This is a genomic window from Sulfuricystis thermophila (assembly GCF_004323595.1).
GTDB lineage: Bacteria > Pseudomonadota > Gammaproteobacteria > Burkholderiales > Rhodocyclaceae > Sulfuricystis > Sulfuricystis thermophila.
In genome coordinates, this window is sequence record NZ_AP019373.1 from 847,627 (window position 1) to 862,555 (window position 14,929).

At 60.9% G+C, this 14,929-nt stretch carries 13 protein-coding genes; 2 read left to right on the top strand and 11 right to left on the bottom strand.

Annotated elements, in window-relative coordinates; genetic code table 11:
- Nucleotides 1-131: 131 nt before the first annotated feature.
- From M52SOB_RS04365 to M52SOB_RS04390, 6 genes are all read right to left on the bottom strand, one after another.
- Entirely contained in the window at nucleotides 132-1,439 is a 1,308-nt protein-coding gene (locus tag M52SOB_RS04365; RefSeq protein WP_131110740.1) for an NAD(P)/FAD-dependent oxidoreductase, read from the bottom strand.
- A gap of 12 nt (nucleotides 1,440-1,451) precedes the next feature.
- Nucleotides 1,452-2,033, bottom strand: a complete 582-nt coding sequence (locus tag M52SOB_RS04370) for a c-type cytochrome (RefSeq protein ID WP_131110741.1) — start codon at nucleotides 2,031-2,033, stop codon at nucleotides 1,452-1,454.
- A 52-nt stretch (nucleotides 2,034-2,085) separates the two neighbouring features.
- A complete protein-coding gene (locus M52SOB_RS04375) occupies nucleotides 2,086-3,009 on the bottom strand; it encodes an ethylbenzene dehydrogenase-related protein (RefSeq protein WP_131110742.1) in 924 nt (307 codons plus the stop codon).
- A 43-nt stretch (nucleotides 3,010-3,052) separates the two neighbouring features.
- Nucleotides 3,053-3,694, bottom strand: coding sequence for a NapC/NirT family cytochrome c (locus M52SOB_RS04380; RefSeq protein ID WP_131110743.1), 642 nt, complete (start codon nucleotides 3,692-3,694; stop codon nucleotides 3,053-3,055).
- Between the two features lie 366 nt (nucleotides 3,695-4,060).
- Nucleotides 4,061-5,671 (bottom strand): malate synthase A, encoded by a 1,611-nt coding sequence (gene aceB, locus M52SOB_RS04385; RefSeq protein WP_131110744.1) that lies wholly within the window; start codon nucleotides 5,669-5,671, stop codon nucleotides 4,061-4,063.
- A gap of 129 nt (nucleotides 5,672-5,800) precedes the next feature.
- Nucleotides 5,801-7,075 (bottom strand): glycerate kinase type-2 family protein, encoded by a 1,275-nt coding sequence (locus M52SOB_RS04390; protein ID WP_131110745.1) that lies wholly within the window; start codon nucleotides 7,073-7,075, stop codon nucleotides 5,801-5,803.
- Nucleotides 7,076-7,185: 110 nt separating this feature from the next.
- Here M52SOB_RS04390 and M52SOB_RS04395 point away from each other — a divergent pair, with 110 nt between their 5' ends.
- Nucleotides 7,186-8,085, top strand: a complete 900-nt coding sequence (locus M52SOB_RS04395) for a LysR family transcriptional regulator (RefSeq protein WP_131110746.1) — start codon at nucleotides 7,186-7,188, stop codon at nucleotides 8,083-8,085.
- A 148-nt stretch (nucleotides 8,086-8,233) separates the two neighbouring features.
- On the opposite strand, the gene aceA is transcribed toward M52SOB_RS04395, so the two are convergent.
- From aceA to clpS, 4 genes are all read right to left on the bottom strand, one after another.
- On the bottom strand, nucleotides 8,234-9,544 hold the full coding sequence (gene aceA / locus M52SOB_RS04400; RefSeq protein WP_131110747.1) for an isocitrate lyase: 1,311 nt from the start codon (nucleotides 9,542-9,544) through the stop codon (nucleotides 8,234-8,236).
- 226 nt (nucleotides 9,545-9,770) lie between these two features.
- A complete protein-coding gene (gene rraA / locus M52SOB_RS04405) occupies nucleotides 9,771-10,250 on the bottom strand; it encodes a ribonuclease E activity regulator RraA (RefSeq protein WP_131110748.1) in 480 nt (159 codons plus the stop codon).
- Nucleotides 10,251-10,254: 4 nt separating this feature from the next.
- On the bottom strand, nucleotides 10,255-12,537 hold the full coding sequence (clpA, locus tag M52SOB_RS04410) for an ATP-dependent Clp protease ATP-binding subunit ClpA (protein WP_131110749.1): 2,283 nt from the start codon (nucleotides 12,535-12,537) through the stop codon (nucleotides 10,255-10,257).
- A 10-nt stretch (nucleotides 12,538-12,547) separates the two neighbouring features.
- Nucleotides 12,548-12,868, bottom strand: coding sequence for an ATP-dependent Clp protease adapter ClpS (clpS, locus tag M52SOB_RS04415; protein ID WP_131110750.1), 321 nt, complete (start codon nucleotides 12,866-12,868; stop codon nucleotides 12,548-12,550).
- Between the two features lie 344 nt (nucleotides 12,869-13,212).
- On the opposite strand from clpS, the gene M52SOB_RS04420 reads away from it, so the two are divergent.
- Nucleotides 13,213-13,416, top strand: a complete 204-nt coding sequence (locus M52SOB_RS04420) for a cold-shock protein (protein WP_126444415.1) — start codon at nucleotides 13,213-13,215, stop codon at nucleotides 13,414-13,416.
- Nucleotides 13,417-13,507: 91 nt separating this feature from the next.
- On the opposite strand, the gene icd is transcribed toward M52SOB_RS04420, so the two are convergent.
- Complete coding sequence (gene icd / locus M52SOB_RS04425) at nucleotides 13,508-14,752, bottom strand: NADP-dependent isocitrate dehydrogenase (protein WP_131110751.1); 1,245 nt, start codon at nucleotides 14,750-14,752, stop codon at nucleotides 13,508-13,510.
- Between the last annotated feature and the right edge of the window lie 177 nt (nucleotides 14,753-14,929).

Sequence of the window (14,929 nt, forward strand, 5' to 3'; positions counted from 1 at the left end):
TACGCCAGCGCCGACTTTCGTCGAGCGTCGGTGCCTGGGCGCCACTTTCGTTTCCACCCGGGCAGTCGCATAACCGGCCAAAAAAGAACCCCGCGTAAGCGGGGTTCGTCGTATTGGCGTCAGAACGGGGCTCAGCTCGACATCTCGGTGAGGATGTTCCTGAGCCAGCTCTTCGCGAAAGTCGCTTCGGTCTTGACCATCGACCAGTCGGCCGGGGAAACACCGCCCGAGTTGGGCACCGCGATGATTTTGCCATCCTTGGAGGCATACACCGCGGCGACGCTGATCGCTTCGTCGTCGGTGATGTAGCTGTAGCAGGTGTTGATGCCGGATAGCGGAGTCACCGGGCGGCCGTTCATCAGATTGACGATGTTGGTCGCGCAGACCTTGGCTTCGGAGTTCGCCGAATAGCCGGACTTGGGCATCGCACCGGCGATCGAGGCATCGCCAATGACGTGGATGTCCTTGTGTTTGGTCGATTCGAAGGTATCGGCCACGATCGGGCACCATTTCTTGTCGTCACCGACGAGGCCCGCCTGCACGGCGATATTCGCGGCACGCTGCGGGGGGATCAGGTTGACGACGTCGCCCTTGACCTCGTCGAGGCCCTCGATCAGCACCGACTTGTTGGCGGCATTGATCGCGGTGACCTTCGATGCCTTGCGGTAGTCGATGATGCCCTTGTAGTGCATGTCCCAACCCTTCTTGAACAGCGGGCCCTTGGAAGCGATGTCCGGGTTGGCGTCGACGACGATGATCTTCGACTTCGGTTTGTGCTGCTTCAGATAGCGGGCGATCATGCTGGTGCGCTCGTAGGGGCCGGGCGGGCAGCGGAACGGCGAGAGCGGCACGGCGAGCACGACGGTGCCGCCGTCCTTCATCGCTTCGAGCTGCTTGCGCAAGAGCACCGTCTGCGGGCCGGCCTTCCAGGCATGCGGCATGATCTCGGGCGTCTGTGCGTTGTAACCCTCGATCTCCTCGGTACGGAAGTCGATGCCCGGGGAGATGACCAGACGGTCGTATTTGAGCGTGCCCTTCGAGGTGACGACGGTGTGCGCGGCGGGATCGATCGCGGTGACCTCGGCCTGCACGAACTTGATGCCGTGGTTGGCGATCAACTTGTCGTACTTGATGGTCAGCGAGGAGAGGTCGGGCAGGATGCCGCCGATGTAGAGGTTGGAGAATGGGCAGGAGACGAAATGGTCATTGCGTTCGACCAGCACCACCTCGATGCTCGGATCCATCATGCGGATGTATTTGGCGGCGATGGTGCCGCCGTAGCCGCCGCCAACGACGACGACGCGGCGCGCCGAGCCTTTCGGCATGATTTCGGCCGCCGAGCCACTCGATACGGCCGGGCCTTGCGTCGCGCAGCCGGCAAGGGCCAGGCTCGATGCGCCACCCACGAGTTTGATGAAGTTTCTACGATCCAGTGTCATTTTCCGTCCCCCTTACTTGTTCACGCTGGCATAGAAGTGGAGCAGGGCGTCCAGGTCTTCCTTGGACAAGGGCTTCACCTTCTCGGCCATCTTCTCCGGCATCTTGCGTTTGCCGGACTGATAGAGCTCCATCTGCATCTGCAGGTAGGGCAGCCATTGGCTGGCCATCACCGGTGTATCGTCCTTGCCGTCCTTGCCATCGTCGAGGTGGCAGCGGGAGCAGTTGGCTTCCTGCAGGTCGGCGCCCTTCTTCGCCTTGGCCATGTCGACCTGCTGGTGGGTGAAATGCAGCTTCTGCTTGGAGAAGAACTCACCGAGCTGGTCGATCTGCTGATCGGTATAACCCTTGGCCAGGCGTCCCATGATGCTGGAAGGACGTTCGCCGCTCTTGAACTTTTTCATCGCTTCGACGATCGCCGTCTTCGACTGCGCGGCGAGGCTGGGCATCGTCAAGCCGGCGCTGCCGCCGTGCGTGCCGTGGCAACCGGCGCAGGCATTCGCCAGCATCGCCGTACCCGGGTCGGCGGCCAAGGCCGTCGCCGAGATCGTCAGGGCGCCTGCCGTGAGCGCCCAACTGCTCCATCGTTGCTTCATCGTTTTCTCCTCCTGTGATGAAAAAAAAGTACTGCCGATGCTGCTTCCCCTGTTACTGCTTGACGACGTTGTAATAGTACTTCACACCTTCAACCGTCTTGTCGAGACCGAACTGGTAGTTGAGCGAGACGTAGTGGTAGCGGGCCTCGGCGCCGCCGTCATGCAGGGCGAAGCCGAAGTCGTAGATCTTGCCCGGTTCGATCTTGTGGTCGCCCGTGCCGCCGCCGGCGAGCGTCCGGGTGAAGGTGACGACCCACTTGTTGCCCTCCTTTTTGCCCTCGGCCTTGACGAGACCCTTGCCGCCTTCCATGACGCGCTTGTCGGCAATGTAACCGTCGACGGGTTTTTCACCCTTGCCGCTCCTCCACTGGATCAGATCCATGAACTTCCCGCCATCGAGCGCCGCGCCCTTGATGTATTTGGTCTTCTTGTCGTCCTTGGCATCCTTCATCGAGCGCAGGTCGTTGTGGCAGGTGACCCAGCAGCCGGCGCGCTCGGCCAGTTCGATCGCCGGTGCGCCGCCGTCGGCGAAGCCGCCATCGAACATCATCGCCAGCTTCACGTCGTTCTTCTTGTCCATGCCGAAACTGCCCCCCTTGGGCTGCTCCCATTCGACGCGTACATAAAGGTTTTGTCCGTCATGCGCCATCTTGAAAGTGGCGGGCACCCAACCGGCGCGGTCACTGATCGGTTTCGGTTCGAGCTGGGTCTTCGAGTTGCCGGCGGGATTGCCCTTGATGATCTTGTCGCCGACCTCGTTGGCGTCGCCTTCGTGGCACTTCGAACAGGCGCGTTTCTTGTCGACGATGTCCGGTACTGCCGAGTGATCGGCTTTGTTCATGATCCACTCGAGGCCGGATTGTCCGGGGTAGAACAGCTTGATCTTGCGTTCGGTCACCTTGCTCCAGTCGGGTTCGGCGGCAAAGGCCCCGCTGGCGACGAATACTCCCATTACAGCCAAAGCAATCTTTTTCATGATGAGATGACTCCTGTATGGTTTGTCTCTGGGGAACTGTTGATCAGCCTTCCGACTTCTCGCCACCCTGCTTCAGTTGCTCGAGGTATTCCTTCGGCAGATGGTGGGAGACGCCCTTGTGGCATTCGATGCAGGTCTTGCCGTCCTCGACTGCGCCTTCATGCTTCACCGCCGAGCGGTCTTTCTGTTTGTCGGGATCCATGTACTTGAAGTCGTGGCAGTTACGGCATTCCTTGGAATCGCGCTCTTTCAGACGTTCCCAGACGCGCTGCGCCATCGTGTAACGATGGGCCTCGAATTTCTCCGGTGTGTCGATCGTCCCTTTGATATGGCCGATGACGTCACGAGCGGCGAGGATCTTCTGGAACGCCTTGAACATGTAGTCTGTTGGCGTCTTGCTGCTGGCGACATGGCAATCGGCACATTGCGCCGCGGCGCCGCTGCGGTTCTTGTAGTGGACGGTCTGCTTGAGCTCGTTGAAAGGAATCTGCATTTCATGGCAGGAAGTGCAGAACTCCGAGCGGTTGGTGTATTCCATGCCCGTGTTCAGTCCGCCCCAGATGACGATGCCGCCGAGCACGCCGATGACGATCATGCGCAGCATGGAACACTTGGGTGGATTTTTCAGGCGGTTGATCAGGCCCGAATCTTCATTGGTCGATTTGTTGTCTTGTGTGTCAGCCATCGTCAATTCTTCCTCCTGAGTTCATTATCGATCGACCGGCGGAAGGAAGATTCGCATTTGACGGATGCGTAGTCGTCGCTGGCCCTAGCGAAGCCATGGAGTCTGGCAGACGCTCTCCCCGACATGAAACCTCCTCCGTTTTTTATTCCATGCGGATAACGCTTGGATTGCTGGCGAAATTATTACAGGCCCGGTGATAAGGATCAAGAGGTTTTATCAAACTATTTTTTGTATAAATATATTATAAAATGCTAATGTGCTTTGTGTGCAAGCTGAACCTGTGTGTCATGCAGGCATGCCAAAGGGTCGAGCTGTCGCCGTGCCGTGTCGCCAGCGCCGACTGGCGTGTCGGCGCTGGCGAGGCTCTTATTCCATCGCCTCGTAGAGTGGCAGGGTGAGGAACTCGGGAAATTCCTCGGCGAGCGACATCTGCTCGAAGATCTTCGCCGCCTGATCATAGGTGTCGGTTTTTTCGCCATTGGCGGCGACGACTGCCTTGACCTTGGCGAGTTCTTCCGGAATCATCGCCTTGACCATCTCGGCGGTGATCTTCTCGCCGGCGCGCGGGCCTTCCGAGATTACCCCCTTGGGCGAACGCACCCACTGCCAGACCTGCGAGCGGGAGATTTCGGCGGTGGCGGCGTCTTCCATCAGGTTGTGGATCGGCACGCAGCCGTTGCCGGCGAGCCACGAGCCGAGATAGTGGATGCCGACGTTGATGTTGTTGCGCAAGCCCGCCTCGGTGATCGGCTTTTCCGGGCCGAAGTTGAGCCAATCCTTGGGGCCGAAGCTGCCTTCGATCTGTTTGTCCCACTGGTTCGGTCGCTCGCCGAGCACCTTGACGAATTCCTCCATCGCGATCGGCACCAGACCCGGATGGGCGACCCAGCCGCCGTCATAGCCGTCATTGGCATCGCGTCGCTTGTCGTGGCGGATGCCGGCGAGCGCCTTTTCGTTCGCTTCCGGATCGTTCTTGATCGGAATGAGGGCGCTCATGCCGCCGATCGCTGGCGCGCCGCGCTTGTGGCAGGCCTGCACCAGCGCCAGCGCATAGCTGCGCATGAAGGGCACTTCCATCGTGATCGCACCGCGGTTGGCGAGACAAAAATCCTTGTTGCGCTTGAACTTCTTGATGGCGCTGAAAATGTAGTCCCAGCGACCGGCGTTGAGCCCCGCGCTGTGCTCGCGCAGCTCATAGAGGATTTCTTCCATCTCGAAGGTGGCGAGGATGGTCTCGACCAGCACCGTGGCCTTGATGGTGCCGCGCGGTAAGCCAATGTGATCCTGGGCCATGCAGAAGATGTCGTTCCACAGCCGCGCTTCGAGATGCGATTCCATCTTCGGCAGATAGTAGAAGGGGCCGGCGCCGCGCGCGATCTGTTCCTTCGCGTTGTGGAAGAAGACGAGGGCAAAGTCGAAAATGCCGCCACTGACGCGCTGGCCATCGATGGTGACGTGTTTCTCGTCGAGATGCCAGCCGCGCGGGCGGATCTGCAGGGTGGCAATCTTGTCGTTGAGCTTGTATTCCTTGCCGGCTTCGTTGGTGAAGGTAATCTGACGGCGGATCGCGTCATAGAGATTCACCTGGCCCTGGATCTGGTTGTACCAGTTCGGGCTGTTGGAATCCTCGAAGTCGGTCATGTAGGAATCCGCGCCTGAGTTGAAGGCATTGATGATCATCTTGCGCTCGACCGGGCCGGTGATCTCGACGCGGCGGCAATGGAGCGCGGGCGGCAGCGGGGCGATCTTCCAGTCGCCTTCGCGGATGTGCTTCGTTTCCGGCAGGAAGTCGGGCATTTCGCCGGCATCGATGCGTGCCTGACGCTCGATGCGTTTTTTCAGCAATTCCTGACGGCGCGGCTCGAAGGCGCGGTGCAGCTTGGCGACGAATTCGAGTGCCTCCTTGGTGAGGATTTCATCGAAGCGGGGATGGATTGGCGCGTTGATCTGCACGCCGGCAGGTAGGTCGAGGTTCATGGCGTCTCCTGTCTGGGTTGAGCTGGAAAAATGATGCGGTGCAGAAATATCTTATATAAGACAAATGAAAAAACAAGCTTGGATTACGCACATTTTGGTCAATGATGACTTGACTAGAATGCGCCCAATCTACGCATGGGGCAGATAAATCGCCCGGAAATCGTTGACGTTGGTGCGCGTCGGCCCGGTGATGACGAGTTGGCCGAGGGCAGCGAAAAAACCGTAGCCATCGTTGCGTGCCAGAAAGTTGGCGCTGACAAGACGGCACGCTTTCGCGCGTTCGCGCACGTCCGGGCCGAACCAGGCGCCGGCATTGTCCTCGGTGCCGTCGATGCCGTCGGTATCGCAGGCGAGCGCCCAGACCGGGATGTCGAGCACATGGGCGAGTGCCAGCAGGAATTCCGCATTGCGTCCGCCACGACCATTGCCGCGCACGGTGACCGTCGTTTCACCGCCCGAGAGGATCACGCAGGGCTTTCGCGCCGGTTCGTCGAAACGGAAAATCTGCCGTGCGATCGCCGCATGGACGTAGGCGACGTCACGTGCTTCGCCCTCGATCGTATCGCCCAGTACCAGCGGTGTGACGCCTTGACATCGGGCAAAGGCAGCCGCAGCTTGTAATGCCTGCTGGGCCGTGGCAATGATGTGGGTTTCGCAGTGGGACAGGCGTGGGTCGCCGGGCTTCGGCGTCTCGCATTCAGCGCTTTCGAGCCAGGCGTGAACGTGCGGCGGCACCTCGATCCCGTATTTGGCGAGAATGCCGAGCGCGTCGCTGCGCGTGGTCGGGTCGGCCACCGTCGGTCCCGAGGCGAGCGCGGAAGGGTCGTCGCCCGGAATGTCGGAGATGCCCAGCGTCACTACTCGCGCAGGGGCCGCGGCGAGCGCCAGCCGCCCGCCTTTGATGGCCGACAGGTGCTTGCGCACGCAGTTCATTTCGTGGATGTTCGCACCGCTCCTCAAGAGCGCCTTGTTGATCGCCTGTTTGTCGGCAAGCGTGAGACCGGGAGCAGGCAAGGCCAGCAGCGCCGAGCCACCGCCCGAGATCAAGCAGAGCACCAGATCGTCCTTCGTGAGCCCGCGCACCAGATCGAGCATACGTGTTGCGGCTTGTTCGCCCGCGACATCGGGCACCGGATGCGCGGCTTCGACGACCTCGATCCTTGTGGTCGTCATGCCATGGTCATAGCGTGTCACGACCATGCCCGAGAGCGGCGCATTGGCTGGCCAGTGCGCCTCGACCGCGGCTGCCATCGCGGCAGCCGCCTTGCCGGCGCCGATCAGCACCGTGCGTCCCTTGGGGGGTGGAGGCAGATGCGGCGGCACGCACACCGCAGGGCTCACCGCCGCCAGCGCGGCATCGAACAGCTTGTGCAGGAAGCTTTGCGGAGGATTGGTTACAGGCATTGTCGTGATGAAAAGATTCCAGGTGCTATGCAGCTTACGACACCGTGAGGGACAAAAAAATACATTGATCTGCAATTGATTGTTGCAAAATAGACAAAAAAGGGGTGCGGATGGATCGTCTCAAATTGATGGAAACTTTCGTCGCCGTCAGCCAGCGCGGCAGCCTGACGGCCGCGGCGATGGCCGAGGGGGTGGCGCCGGCAGTGATCAGCCGTCGCCTCGATGCGCTCGAAGCGCGCCTCGGCGTCAAGCTGTTGGTGCGCACGACCCGGAAGATCACACTGACCTTCGAAGGCAGCGCCTATCTCGAAGATTGCCAGCGCATCTTGCGCGAACTGGCCGATGCCGAAGCGGCCGTCACCGAGGGCAGCGCGCGTGCCAGTGGCTTTCTTCGCGTCACTGCGCCGGCGGGGTTTGGCCGCAAGCATGTCGCCCCGCTGTTGCTCGACTATCTACGCGCTCACCCAGAGGTGAGCGCCAGTCTCGATTTGTCGGACCGCACGGTCGATCTGGTCAACGAAGGCGTGGATTGCGCCGTACGGTTGGGTGGGCTGGTCGATTCGAGTCTGGTTGCCGTGCGGCTCGGCGAGATGAGGCGCGTCGTGGTCGGTAGCCCGGCCTATTTCCAGCAGCATGGCGTGCCGCGCACGCTCGATGACTTGTCATGCCACGTCTGTCTTGCGCTCGTCACGCAGGCCGGCTGGGATTTCGTGGTCGACGGCAAGCCCGTGCTCTTCAAGCCAGGCGGTCGTTTCGCCTGTAACGATGGCGCGGTGTTACACGACTGGTCGTTGGCCGGCATGGGGCTCGCCTGGCGCTCGCTCTGGGAAGTGGGCGAGGATCTGCGCTGGGGACGTCTCGTATCGGTGCTCGACGCATTCGCCGCGCCGCCGGTGGGCATCCATGCAGTTTTCCCACAGCGCCGCCATCTGCCCTTACGTGTGCGGCTGTTCATCGAACTGCTGAAAGCGCATTACAGCCGGCCCGATTACTGGGATAAGCGTGAGTAGGTGCCGTCCCGCCAGCGCCAAGTATCCGAAATGACTCGGCGCCCGGCGGGACGTCGAAATTTCCGCCAGTGCCGGATTTCGACAATGAAAAAGCCGGCATCCTTGCGGATGCCGGCCTCTTCGCTCCACTCCCTCTGTGTTCGAGGGATCAGTGAAACTGCTCCTCCTCCGTCGAACCGGTCAGCGCCTTGACGCTGCTCGATCCGCCCTGGATCACGGTGGTGACGTCGTCGAAATAACCGGCACCGACTTCCTGCTGGTGGGCGACGAAGGTGTAGCCCAGTTCGCGCGCGGCGAATTCCGGTTCCTGCACCATTTCGACGTAATGCTTCATACCCTCGCCGCGAGCGTAGTGATAGGCGAACTTGAAGGTGTTGAACCAGTTGATGTGAATGCCCGCGAGCGTGATGAACTGGTACTTGTAACCCATGGCCGAGAGCTCGTCCTGGAACCGGGCGATGGTCTTTTCATCGAGGTTCTTCTTCCAGTTGAACGAGGGCGAACAGTTGTAGGCCAAAAGCTTGCCTGGGCATTCTTTGAGCACCGCTTGGGCGAATTCGCGCGCGAAACCGAGGTCGGGCGTGCCGGTTTCGCACCAGACGAGATCGGCGTAGGGCGCGTAGGAGACGCCGCGGGAAATCGCCTGCTCCAAGCCATTTTTGACGCGGAAGAAGCCTTCCTGGGTGCGCTCGCCGGTGAGGAAGGGCTTGTCGCGTGCGTCGTGATCGGAAGTGAGCAGGTTCGCGGCCTCGGCATCGGTACGGGCGAGCACGATGGTCGGCACGCCCATGACGTCGGCGGCGAAGCGCGCGGCGATCAGCTTCTCGATGGCTTCCTGGGTCGGCACGAGCACCTTGCCGCCCATGTGGCCGCACTTTTTCACCGCGGCGAGCTGGTCTTCGAAATGCACGCCGGCGGCACCCGCGGCGATCATGTTCTTCATGAGTTCGAAGGCGTTCAGCACGCCGCCAAAGCCGGCTTCCGCATCTGCGACGATGGGCAAGAAGTAGTCGATGTATTCCTTGTCGCCGGGGCCGATGCCGCGGCTCCATTGGATCTCGTCGGCGCGTTTGAAGGTGTTGTTGATGCGGCGCACCATGGTCGGCACCGAGTCATAGGCATAGAGCGACTGGTCCGGATACATGGTCTCGGAGGTGTTGCCGTCGGCGGCGACCTGCCAGCCGGAGAGATAGACGGCTTCGAGGCCCGCTTTCGCCTGCTGCATGGCCTGGCCGGCGGTGATGGCGCCGAAGGCGTTGACGTAGCCCTTCTTGGCCTCGCCATTGATCAGCCGCCAGAGTTTCTCGGCGCCGCGTTTGGCGAGCGTGTATTCGATCTGCACGGAGCCTCTGAGGCGCACGACATCCTCGGCGGAATAACCGCGCTTGACGTTTTTCCAGCGCGGGTTGGTCGCCCAGTCGTGTTCCAGGGCGGCAATTTGTTCTTGGCGAGTGCTCATAGCGGTGTCCTCTCTCGGTAGGGTTCGGAAAAGCGTGATGTTTCAGGAAACGCTGAATGAAACGTTATGCGGGCGCCTTGCGCTGCATGTCGATCGGGGGTGCTCCAGCCTTCCACAGGCACACTATAACGACTATTTTGCAAAGCAACAAGTGTCTTATATAAGATATATGTTAGAAAATTTTAATGCGCCGCCGTAATGGGTTTATGGATGGCAGAAGGAAAAGTCAGAGAAGACGCTTGGCGGCGACGATCAAACCATCAGCATCGGCATAGAGCCATTCGCCGGGACGAAAGTCGATCCCGGCAAAGCTCACCGGAACGTCACGCTCACCAAGATTTTTCTTTTCCGTCTTGCGGGGGTGAGTGGCCAGCGCCAGGACACCGAGATTCATGCGGGCGATTGCCGCGGAATCGCGGATGCAACCCCAGACGACGACGCCAGACCAACCGTTGTCGACGGCGAGCTGCGCGAGCTGATCGCCGAGGAGCGCGCAGCGCAGGCTGCCACCGCCGTCGATCACCAGGACGCGCCCCTCGCCCGGGGTGGCGAGAGTCTGGCGCACCAGGCCGTTGTCCTCGAAGAGTTTCAGCGTGGCGATCGGGCCGTGGAAGGCCGTGCGCCCGCCAAAGGAACGAAAGATCGGCGCTGCTACGCGCACTTGACCTTCGTGCGCATCGCACAGATCGCTGGTGGCGTAGGTCATCGCTTCAGGCCGTCGAGGAGGAAGGCGAAGGCGTGTTTTCGCTCGCTGTGTCCTCGAACACCAGACGCACCTTGTCGTTCTCGTCGAGGTCGATGGTCACCCTGCCGCCATTGACGAGACGGCCGAACAGCAGTTCGTCGGCCAGCGCGGCACGGATCGTGTCCTGGATCAGGCGCGCCATCGGCCGAGCGCCCATCAGCGGATCGAAACCCTTCTCGGCGAGCCAGGCGCGCAGCTGATCGGTAAATACCGCCTCGACCTTCTTCTCGTGCAGCTGGCCTTCGAGCTGCATCAGGAACTTGTCGACGACACGCAGGATGATCGCAGAATCGAGCGGCTTGAACGAGACGATGGCATCGAGCCGATTGCGGAATTCCGGCGAGAACATGCGCTTGATGTCGGCCATCTCGTCACCCGGCTGTTTCGCCGTGGTAAAGCCGATGGTGGTTTTTTGCAGCGCCTCGGCACCGGCGTTGGTGGTCATAATGATGATGACATTACGGAAATCTGCCTTCCGGCCGTTGTTGTCGGTCAGCGTGCCGTGATCCATCACCTGCAACAGGATGTTGAAGATGTCCGGATGCGCCTTTTCGATTTCGTCGAGCAGCAGCACCGCGTGCGGCTTCTTCGTCACCGCTTCGGTGAGCAGTCCGCCCTGATCGAAGCCGACATAGCCGGGCGGCGCGCCGATCAGGCGGCTCACGGCATGGCGTTCCATGTATTCGGACATGTCGAAACGGATCAGTTCGATGCCCATGCAGTAGGCGAGCTGGCGCGCGACTTCGGTCTTGCCGACGCCGGTGGGGCCGGAGAACAGGAAGCAGCCGATCGGTTTTTGCGGGTTGCCGAGTCCGGAGCGCGACATCCTGATCGCTTTCGTGATGGCATCGATCGCGGCGTCCTGGCCAAAGACGACGCTCTTCAGGTCGCGGTCGAGATTCTTGAGTGCGGCTCGGTCATCCGAAGAGACGTGTTGCGGCGGAATGCGCGCGATCTTGGCGACGACTTCCTCGATCTCCTGCTTACCGATCAGCTTCTTCTGCTTCGACTTGGGCAGGATGCGCTGCGCGGCGCCCGCTTCGTCGATGACGTCGATCGCCTTGTCCGGCAGATGGCGGTCGGTGATGTATTTCGCCGCGAGTTCGGCGGCATTGCTGATCGCCGCGGCGGAGTATTTGATCCCGTGGTGCTCTTCGAAACGGGATTTCAGGCCGCGCAGGATCGAGACGGTTTCCTCGACCGAGGGCTCATTGACATCGATCTTCTGGAACCGGCGCGAGAGGGCATGATCCTTTTCGAACACGCCGCGAAACTCGTTGTAGGTGGTCGCGCCGATGCACTTGACGGCGCCGGAAGAAAGGGCGGGCTTCAGCAGGTTCGAGGCATCGAGCGTGCCGCCGGAAGCCGCCCCGGCGCCGATCAGGGTGTGGATCTCATCGATGAACAGGATGGCGTTCGGGTCGTCGGCAAGCTGCTTGAGCACCGCCTTGAGGCGCTGCTCGAAGTCACCGCGGTATTTGGTGCCGGCCAACAAGGCTCCCATGTCGAGCGCATAGACGGTGGCATTGGCGAGGATGTCGGGCACGCGCCCTTCGACGATGCGCCGCGCCAGACCCTCGGCGATCGCGGTCTTGCCGACGCCGGCTTCGCCGACCAGTAGCGGATTGTTCTTGCGCCGCCGGCACAGCGTCTGGATCACGCGCTCCAGCTCCTTCTCGCGGCCGATCAGCGGGTCGATCTTGCCGGTGAGCGCCAGCTGGTTGAGGTTCTGCGTGAAGCTTTCGAGTGCGCCGCCGGCTGGCTGCGCTTCGCCTTCCTGCTCGCGGTTTTCCTCGTTCTTGCCGTTGTGGGCCGGCACCTTGGTGATGCCGTGGGAGATGTAATTCACCACGTCCAGTCGCGTGATGTTCTGTTTCTGTAGGAAATAGACGGCGTGCGAATCCTTCTCGCCGAAGATCGCGACGAGCACGTTGGCGCCGTTCACTTCCTTTTTGCCGGAAGACTGCACATGCAGGATGGCGCGCTGGATCACGCGCTGGAAACCGAGCGTCGGCTGCGTGTCGATCTCGCCGTCGCCGGGAACGGTCGGCGTGTGCTGGTCGATGAAGCGGGTGATTTCACGGCGCAGAGCCTCGATGTCGGCCGCACAGGCGCGCAGCACGTCGGCGGCGGAAGGGTTGTCGAGCAGCGCCAAGAGCAGGTGCTCGACGGTGATGAACTCATGGCGCTTCTGGCGGGCTTCGACGAAGGCCATGTGCAGACTGACTTCGAGTTCCTGGGCGATCATTGCATTCCTTTCAGTTCTCTTCCATCACGCAGGCCAGCGGATGCTGGTGCTGCCGGGCGAAAGTGGTGACCTGCTCGACCTTGGTACTAGCCAGGTCGCGCGGAAACACGCCGCACACGGCACGCCCCTGGTGATGCACCATCAGCATGACGCGCGTGGCCTGTTCGCGGCTCATGCGAAAAAACTTCTCGAGCACGACGACGACGAAATCCATCGGCGTGTAATCGTCGTTGAGCAGCACCACCTTATATAAGGGCGGCGGCTTGACTTTCTGCTGCTCCGGTTCGAGGACGACGTTTCCATTCGACTGGATTTTTTTCCGGGTTACCATGAAATGATTGTAATGCGAATCGTCGCGGCGACAACCCGACGGCCATTGCGGGATCAGCGGGGGAAAACCCGGTCTGTGCCTCTATTGGCTGGGCTCATCAGATTCCGGCGATGTTGTCATGCAGCATCGAAAATGCTTGACGCTGGCGGCAAACTTCAGTAAAAGGCTGCCGTGTTTGGTGCAAGCTTCGTCCCAGCATTACCGAGTCGCCGTGCTTCTCCGTGCGTTTGCCTCTGATTCACCGGCCTGGCTCCTTCCTGCCGTCGAGAAACTTGTTACACAAACATGTCGCCGGTCATGTTTTGCATGATCGGGTATGTGTCACGTTTTAGGAAAGAGGTTTTATGGCAACGGGTACCGTCAAGTGGTTCAACGACTCCAAGGGTTTTGGCTTCATCACCCCGGACGATGGCAGCGAAGATCTGTTCGCGCACTTCTCCGCGATCAACATGCAGGGGTTCAAGACCCTGAAAGAAGGCGAGAAGGTCAGTTTCGACGTCGTCCAAGGCCCCAAGGGCAAACAGGCTTCGAATATCCAGAAGACCTGATTTCGACGGTAGCTGTGCCGTCCCGCCAGCGCCGATTTTCGAGGGCGCTGACAACAAAAAACCCGGCGATGCCGGGTTTTTTGTTGCCTCGTTACATCCGCTCGATCATCGCCCGGCCGAATTCCGAGCACTTTACCTCCTTCGCGCCTTCCATCAGACGGGCGAAGTCGTAGGTGACGATCTTGTCGCTGATGGCGGCTTCCATCGAGCGAATGATCAGGTCGGCGGCTTCCTTCCAGCCGAGATGGCGCAGCATCATCTCGGCCGAGAGGATCAGCGAGCCCGGATTGACTTTGTCCTGCCCGGCGTATTTCGGCGCCGTGCCGTGGGTGGCCTCGAACACCGCATACTGGTCGGAGATGTTGGCGCCCGGCGCGATGCCGATGCCGCCCACCTGCGCCGCCAGCGCGTCGGAGATGTAGTCGCCGTTGAGGTTCAGCGTGGCGATCACATCGTATTCGGCGGGGCGCAACAGGATCTGTTGCAGGAAGGCGTCGGCGATGGCGTCCTTGATGACGATCTCGCGGCCGGTATTGGGGTTCTTGAAGCTGCACCACGGGCCGCCGTCGATCGGCTGTGCGCCGAATTCCCTTTGCGCCAGCGCATAACCCCAATCACGGAAGGCGCCCTCGGTGAACTTCATGATGTTGCCCTTGTGCACCAGCGTGATGCTCTTGCGGTCGTTGGCGATCGCATATTTGATCGCGGCGCGCACCAGACGTTCGGTGCCCTCGCGCGACACGGGCTTGATGCCGATGCCGGAGGTGGCAGGGAAGCGAATCTTCTTGACGCCCATTTCTTCCTGCAGGAAGCGGATGACTTTCCTGGCACCTTCCGACTCCGCCGGCCATTCGATGCCAGCATAGATGTCCTCGGTGTTTTCGCGGAAGATCACCATGTCGGTCTTGGACGGGTCCTTGAGCGGCGAGGGTACGCCCTTGAAATAGCGCACCGGGCGCACGCACTGGTAGAGGTCGAGTTCCTGGCGCAGCGCGACGTTGAGCGAGCGGATACCGCCGCCGACCGGGGTGGTCATCGGCCCCTTGATCGAGACCGCATAGGTCTTCAGGGCATCGAAAGTCTCCTGGGGCAGCCATTGGTCCGGGCCATACAGCCGCGTGGCCTTTTCTCCCGCATAGACTTCCAGCCAGACGATCTTGCGCTTGCCGCCATAGGCTTTGGCGACGGCCGCGTCGACGACGGCCTTCATCACCGGTGTGATATCGACGCCGATGCCATCGCCTTCGATGAACGGAATGATCGGATTGTCCGGGGTGGGTTGGCCGACGACGATTCTCTGTCCCTCGGCAGGGACCTGGATATGCGATTGACTCATGATGGCTCCACTGACGGTTGCAATCGCTTCATTATCCATGATTGATTGCCGGCTCGCCAGCGCCGTCGCCCACAGGAAGGCCGGCTCAGGCAGGCTGTTAACGTGAAATACACAGCAGAAAGCGCATCCGGCGTGTGTTTCCTTGACGGTAGGCAACCCTCGCGGCGGCACGCCGCG

Coding starts and splice junctions, on each gene's coding strand:
- M52SOB_RS04365 (WP_131110740.1), bottom strand. CDS start 1,439: ATGACACTGGATCGTAGAAACTTCATCAAACTCGTGGGTGGCGCATCG.
- M52SOB_RS04370 (WP_131110741.1), bottom strand. CDS start 2,033: ATGAAGCAACGATGGAGCAGTTGGGCGCTCACGGCAGGCGCCCTGACG.
- M52SOB_RS04375 (WP_131110742.1), bottom strand. CDS start 3,009: ATGAAAAAGATTGCTTTGGCTGTAATGGGAGTATTCGTCGCCAGCGGG.
- M52SOB_RS04380 (WP_131110743.1), bottom strand. CDS start 3,694: ATGGCTGACACACAAGACAACAAATCGACCAATGAAGATTCGGGCCTG.
- aceB (WP_131110744.1), bottom strand. CDS start 5,671: ATGAACCTCGACCTACCTGCCGGCGTGCAGATCAACGCGCCAATCCAT.
- M52SOB_RS04390 (WP_131110745.1), bottom strand. CDS start 7,075: ATGCCTGTAACCAATCCTCCGCAAAGCTTCCTGCACAAGCTGTTCGAT.
- M52SOB_RS04395 (WP_131110746.1), top strand. CDS start 7,186: ATGGATCGTCTCAAATTGATGGAAACTTTCGTCGCCGTCAGCCAGCGC.
- aceA (WP_131110747.1), bottom strand. CDS start 9,544: ATGAGCACTCGCCAAGAACAAATTGCCGCCCTGGAACACGACTGGGCG.
- rraA (WP_131110748.1), bottom strand. CDS start 10,250: ATGACCTACGCCACCAGCGATCTGTGCGATGCGCACGAAGGTCAAGTG.
- clpA (WP_131110749.1), bottom strand. CDS start 12,537: ATGATCGCCCAGGAACTCGAAGTCAGTCTGCACATGGCCTTCGTCGAA.
- clpS (WP_131110750.1), bottom strand. CDS start 12,868: ATGGTAACCCGGAAAAAAATCCAGTCGAATGGAAACGTCGTCCTCGAA.
- M52SOB_RS04420 (WP_126444415.1), top strand. CDS start 13,213: ATGGCAACGGGTACCGTCAAGTGGTTCAACGACTCCAAGGGTTTTGGC.
- icd (WP_131110751.1), bottom strand. CDS start 14,752: ATGAGTCAATCGCATATCCAGGTCCCTGCCGAGGGACAGAGAATCGTC.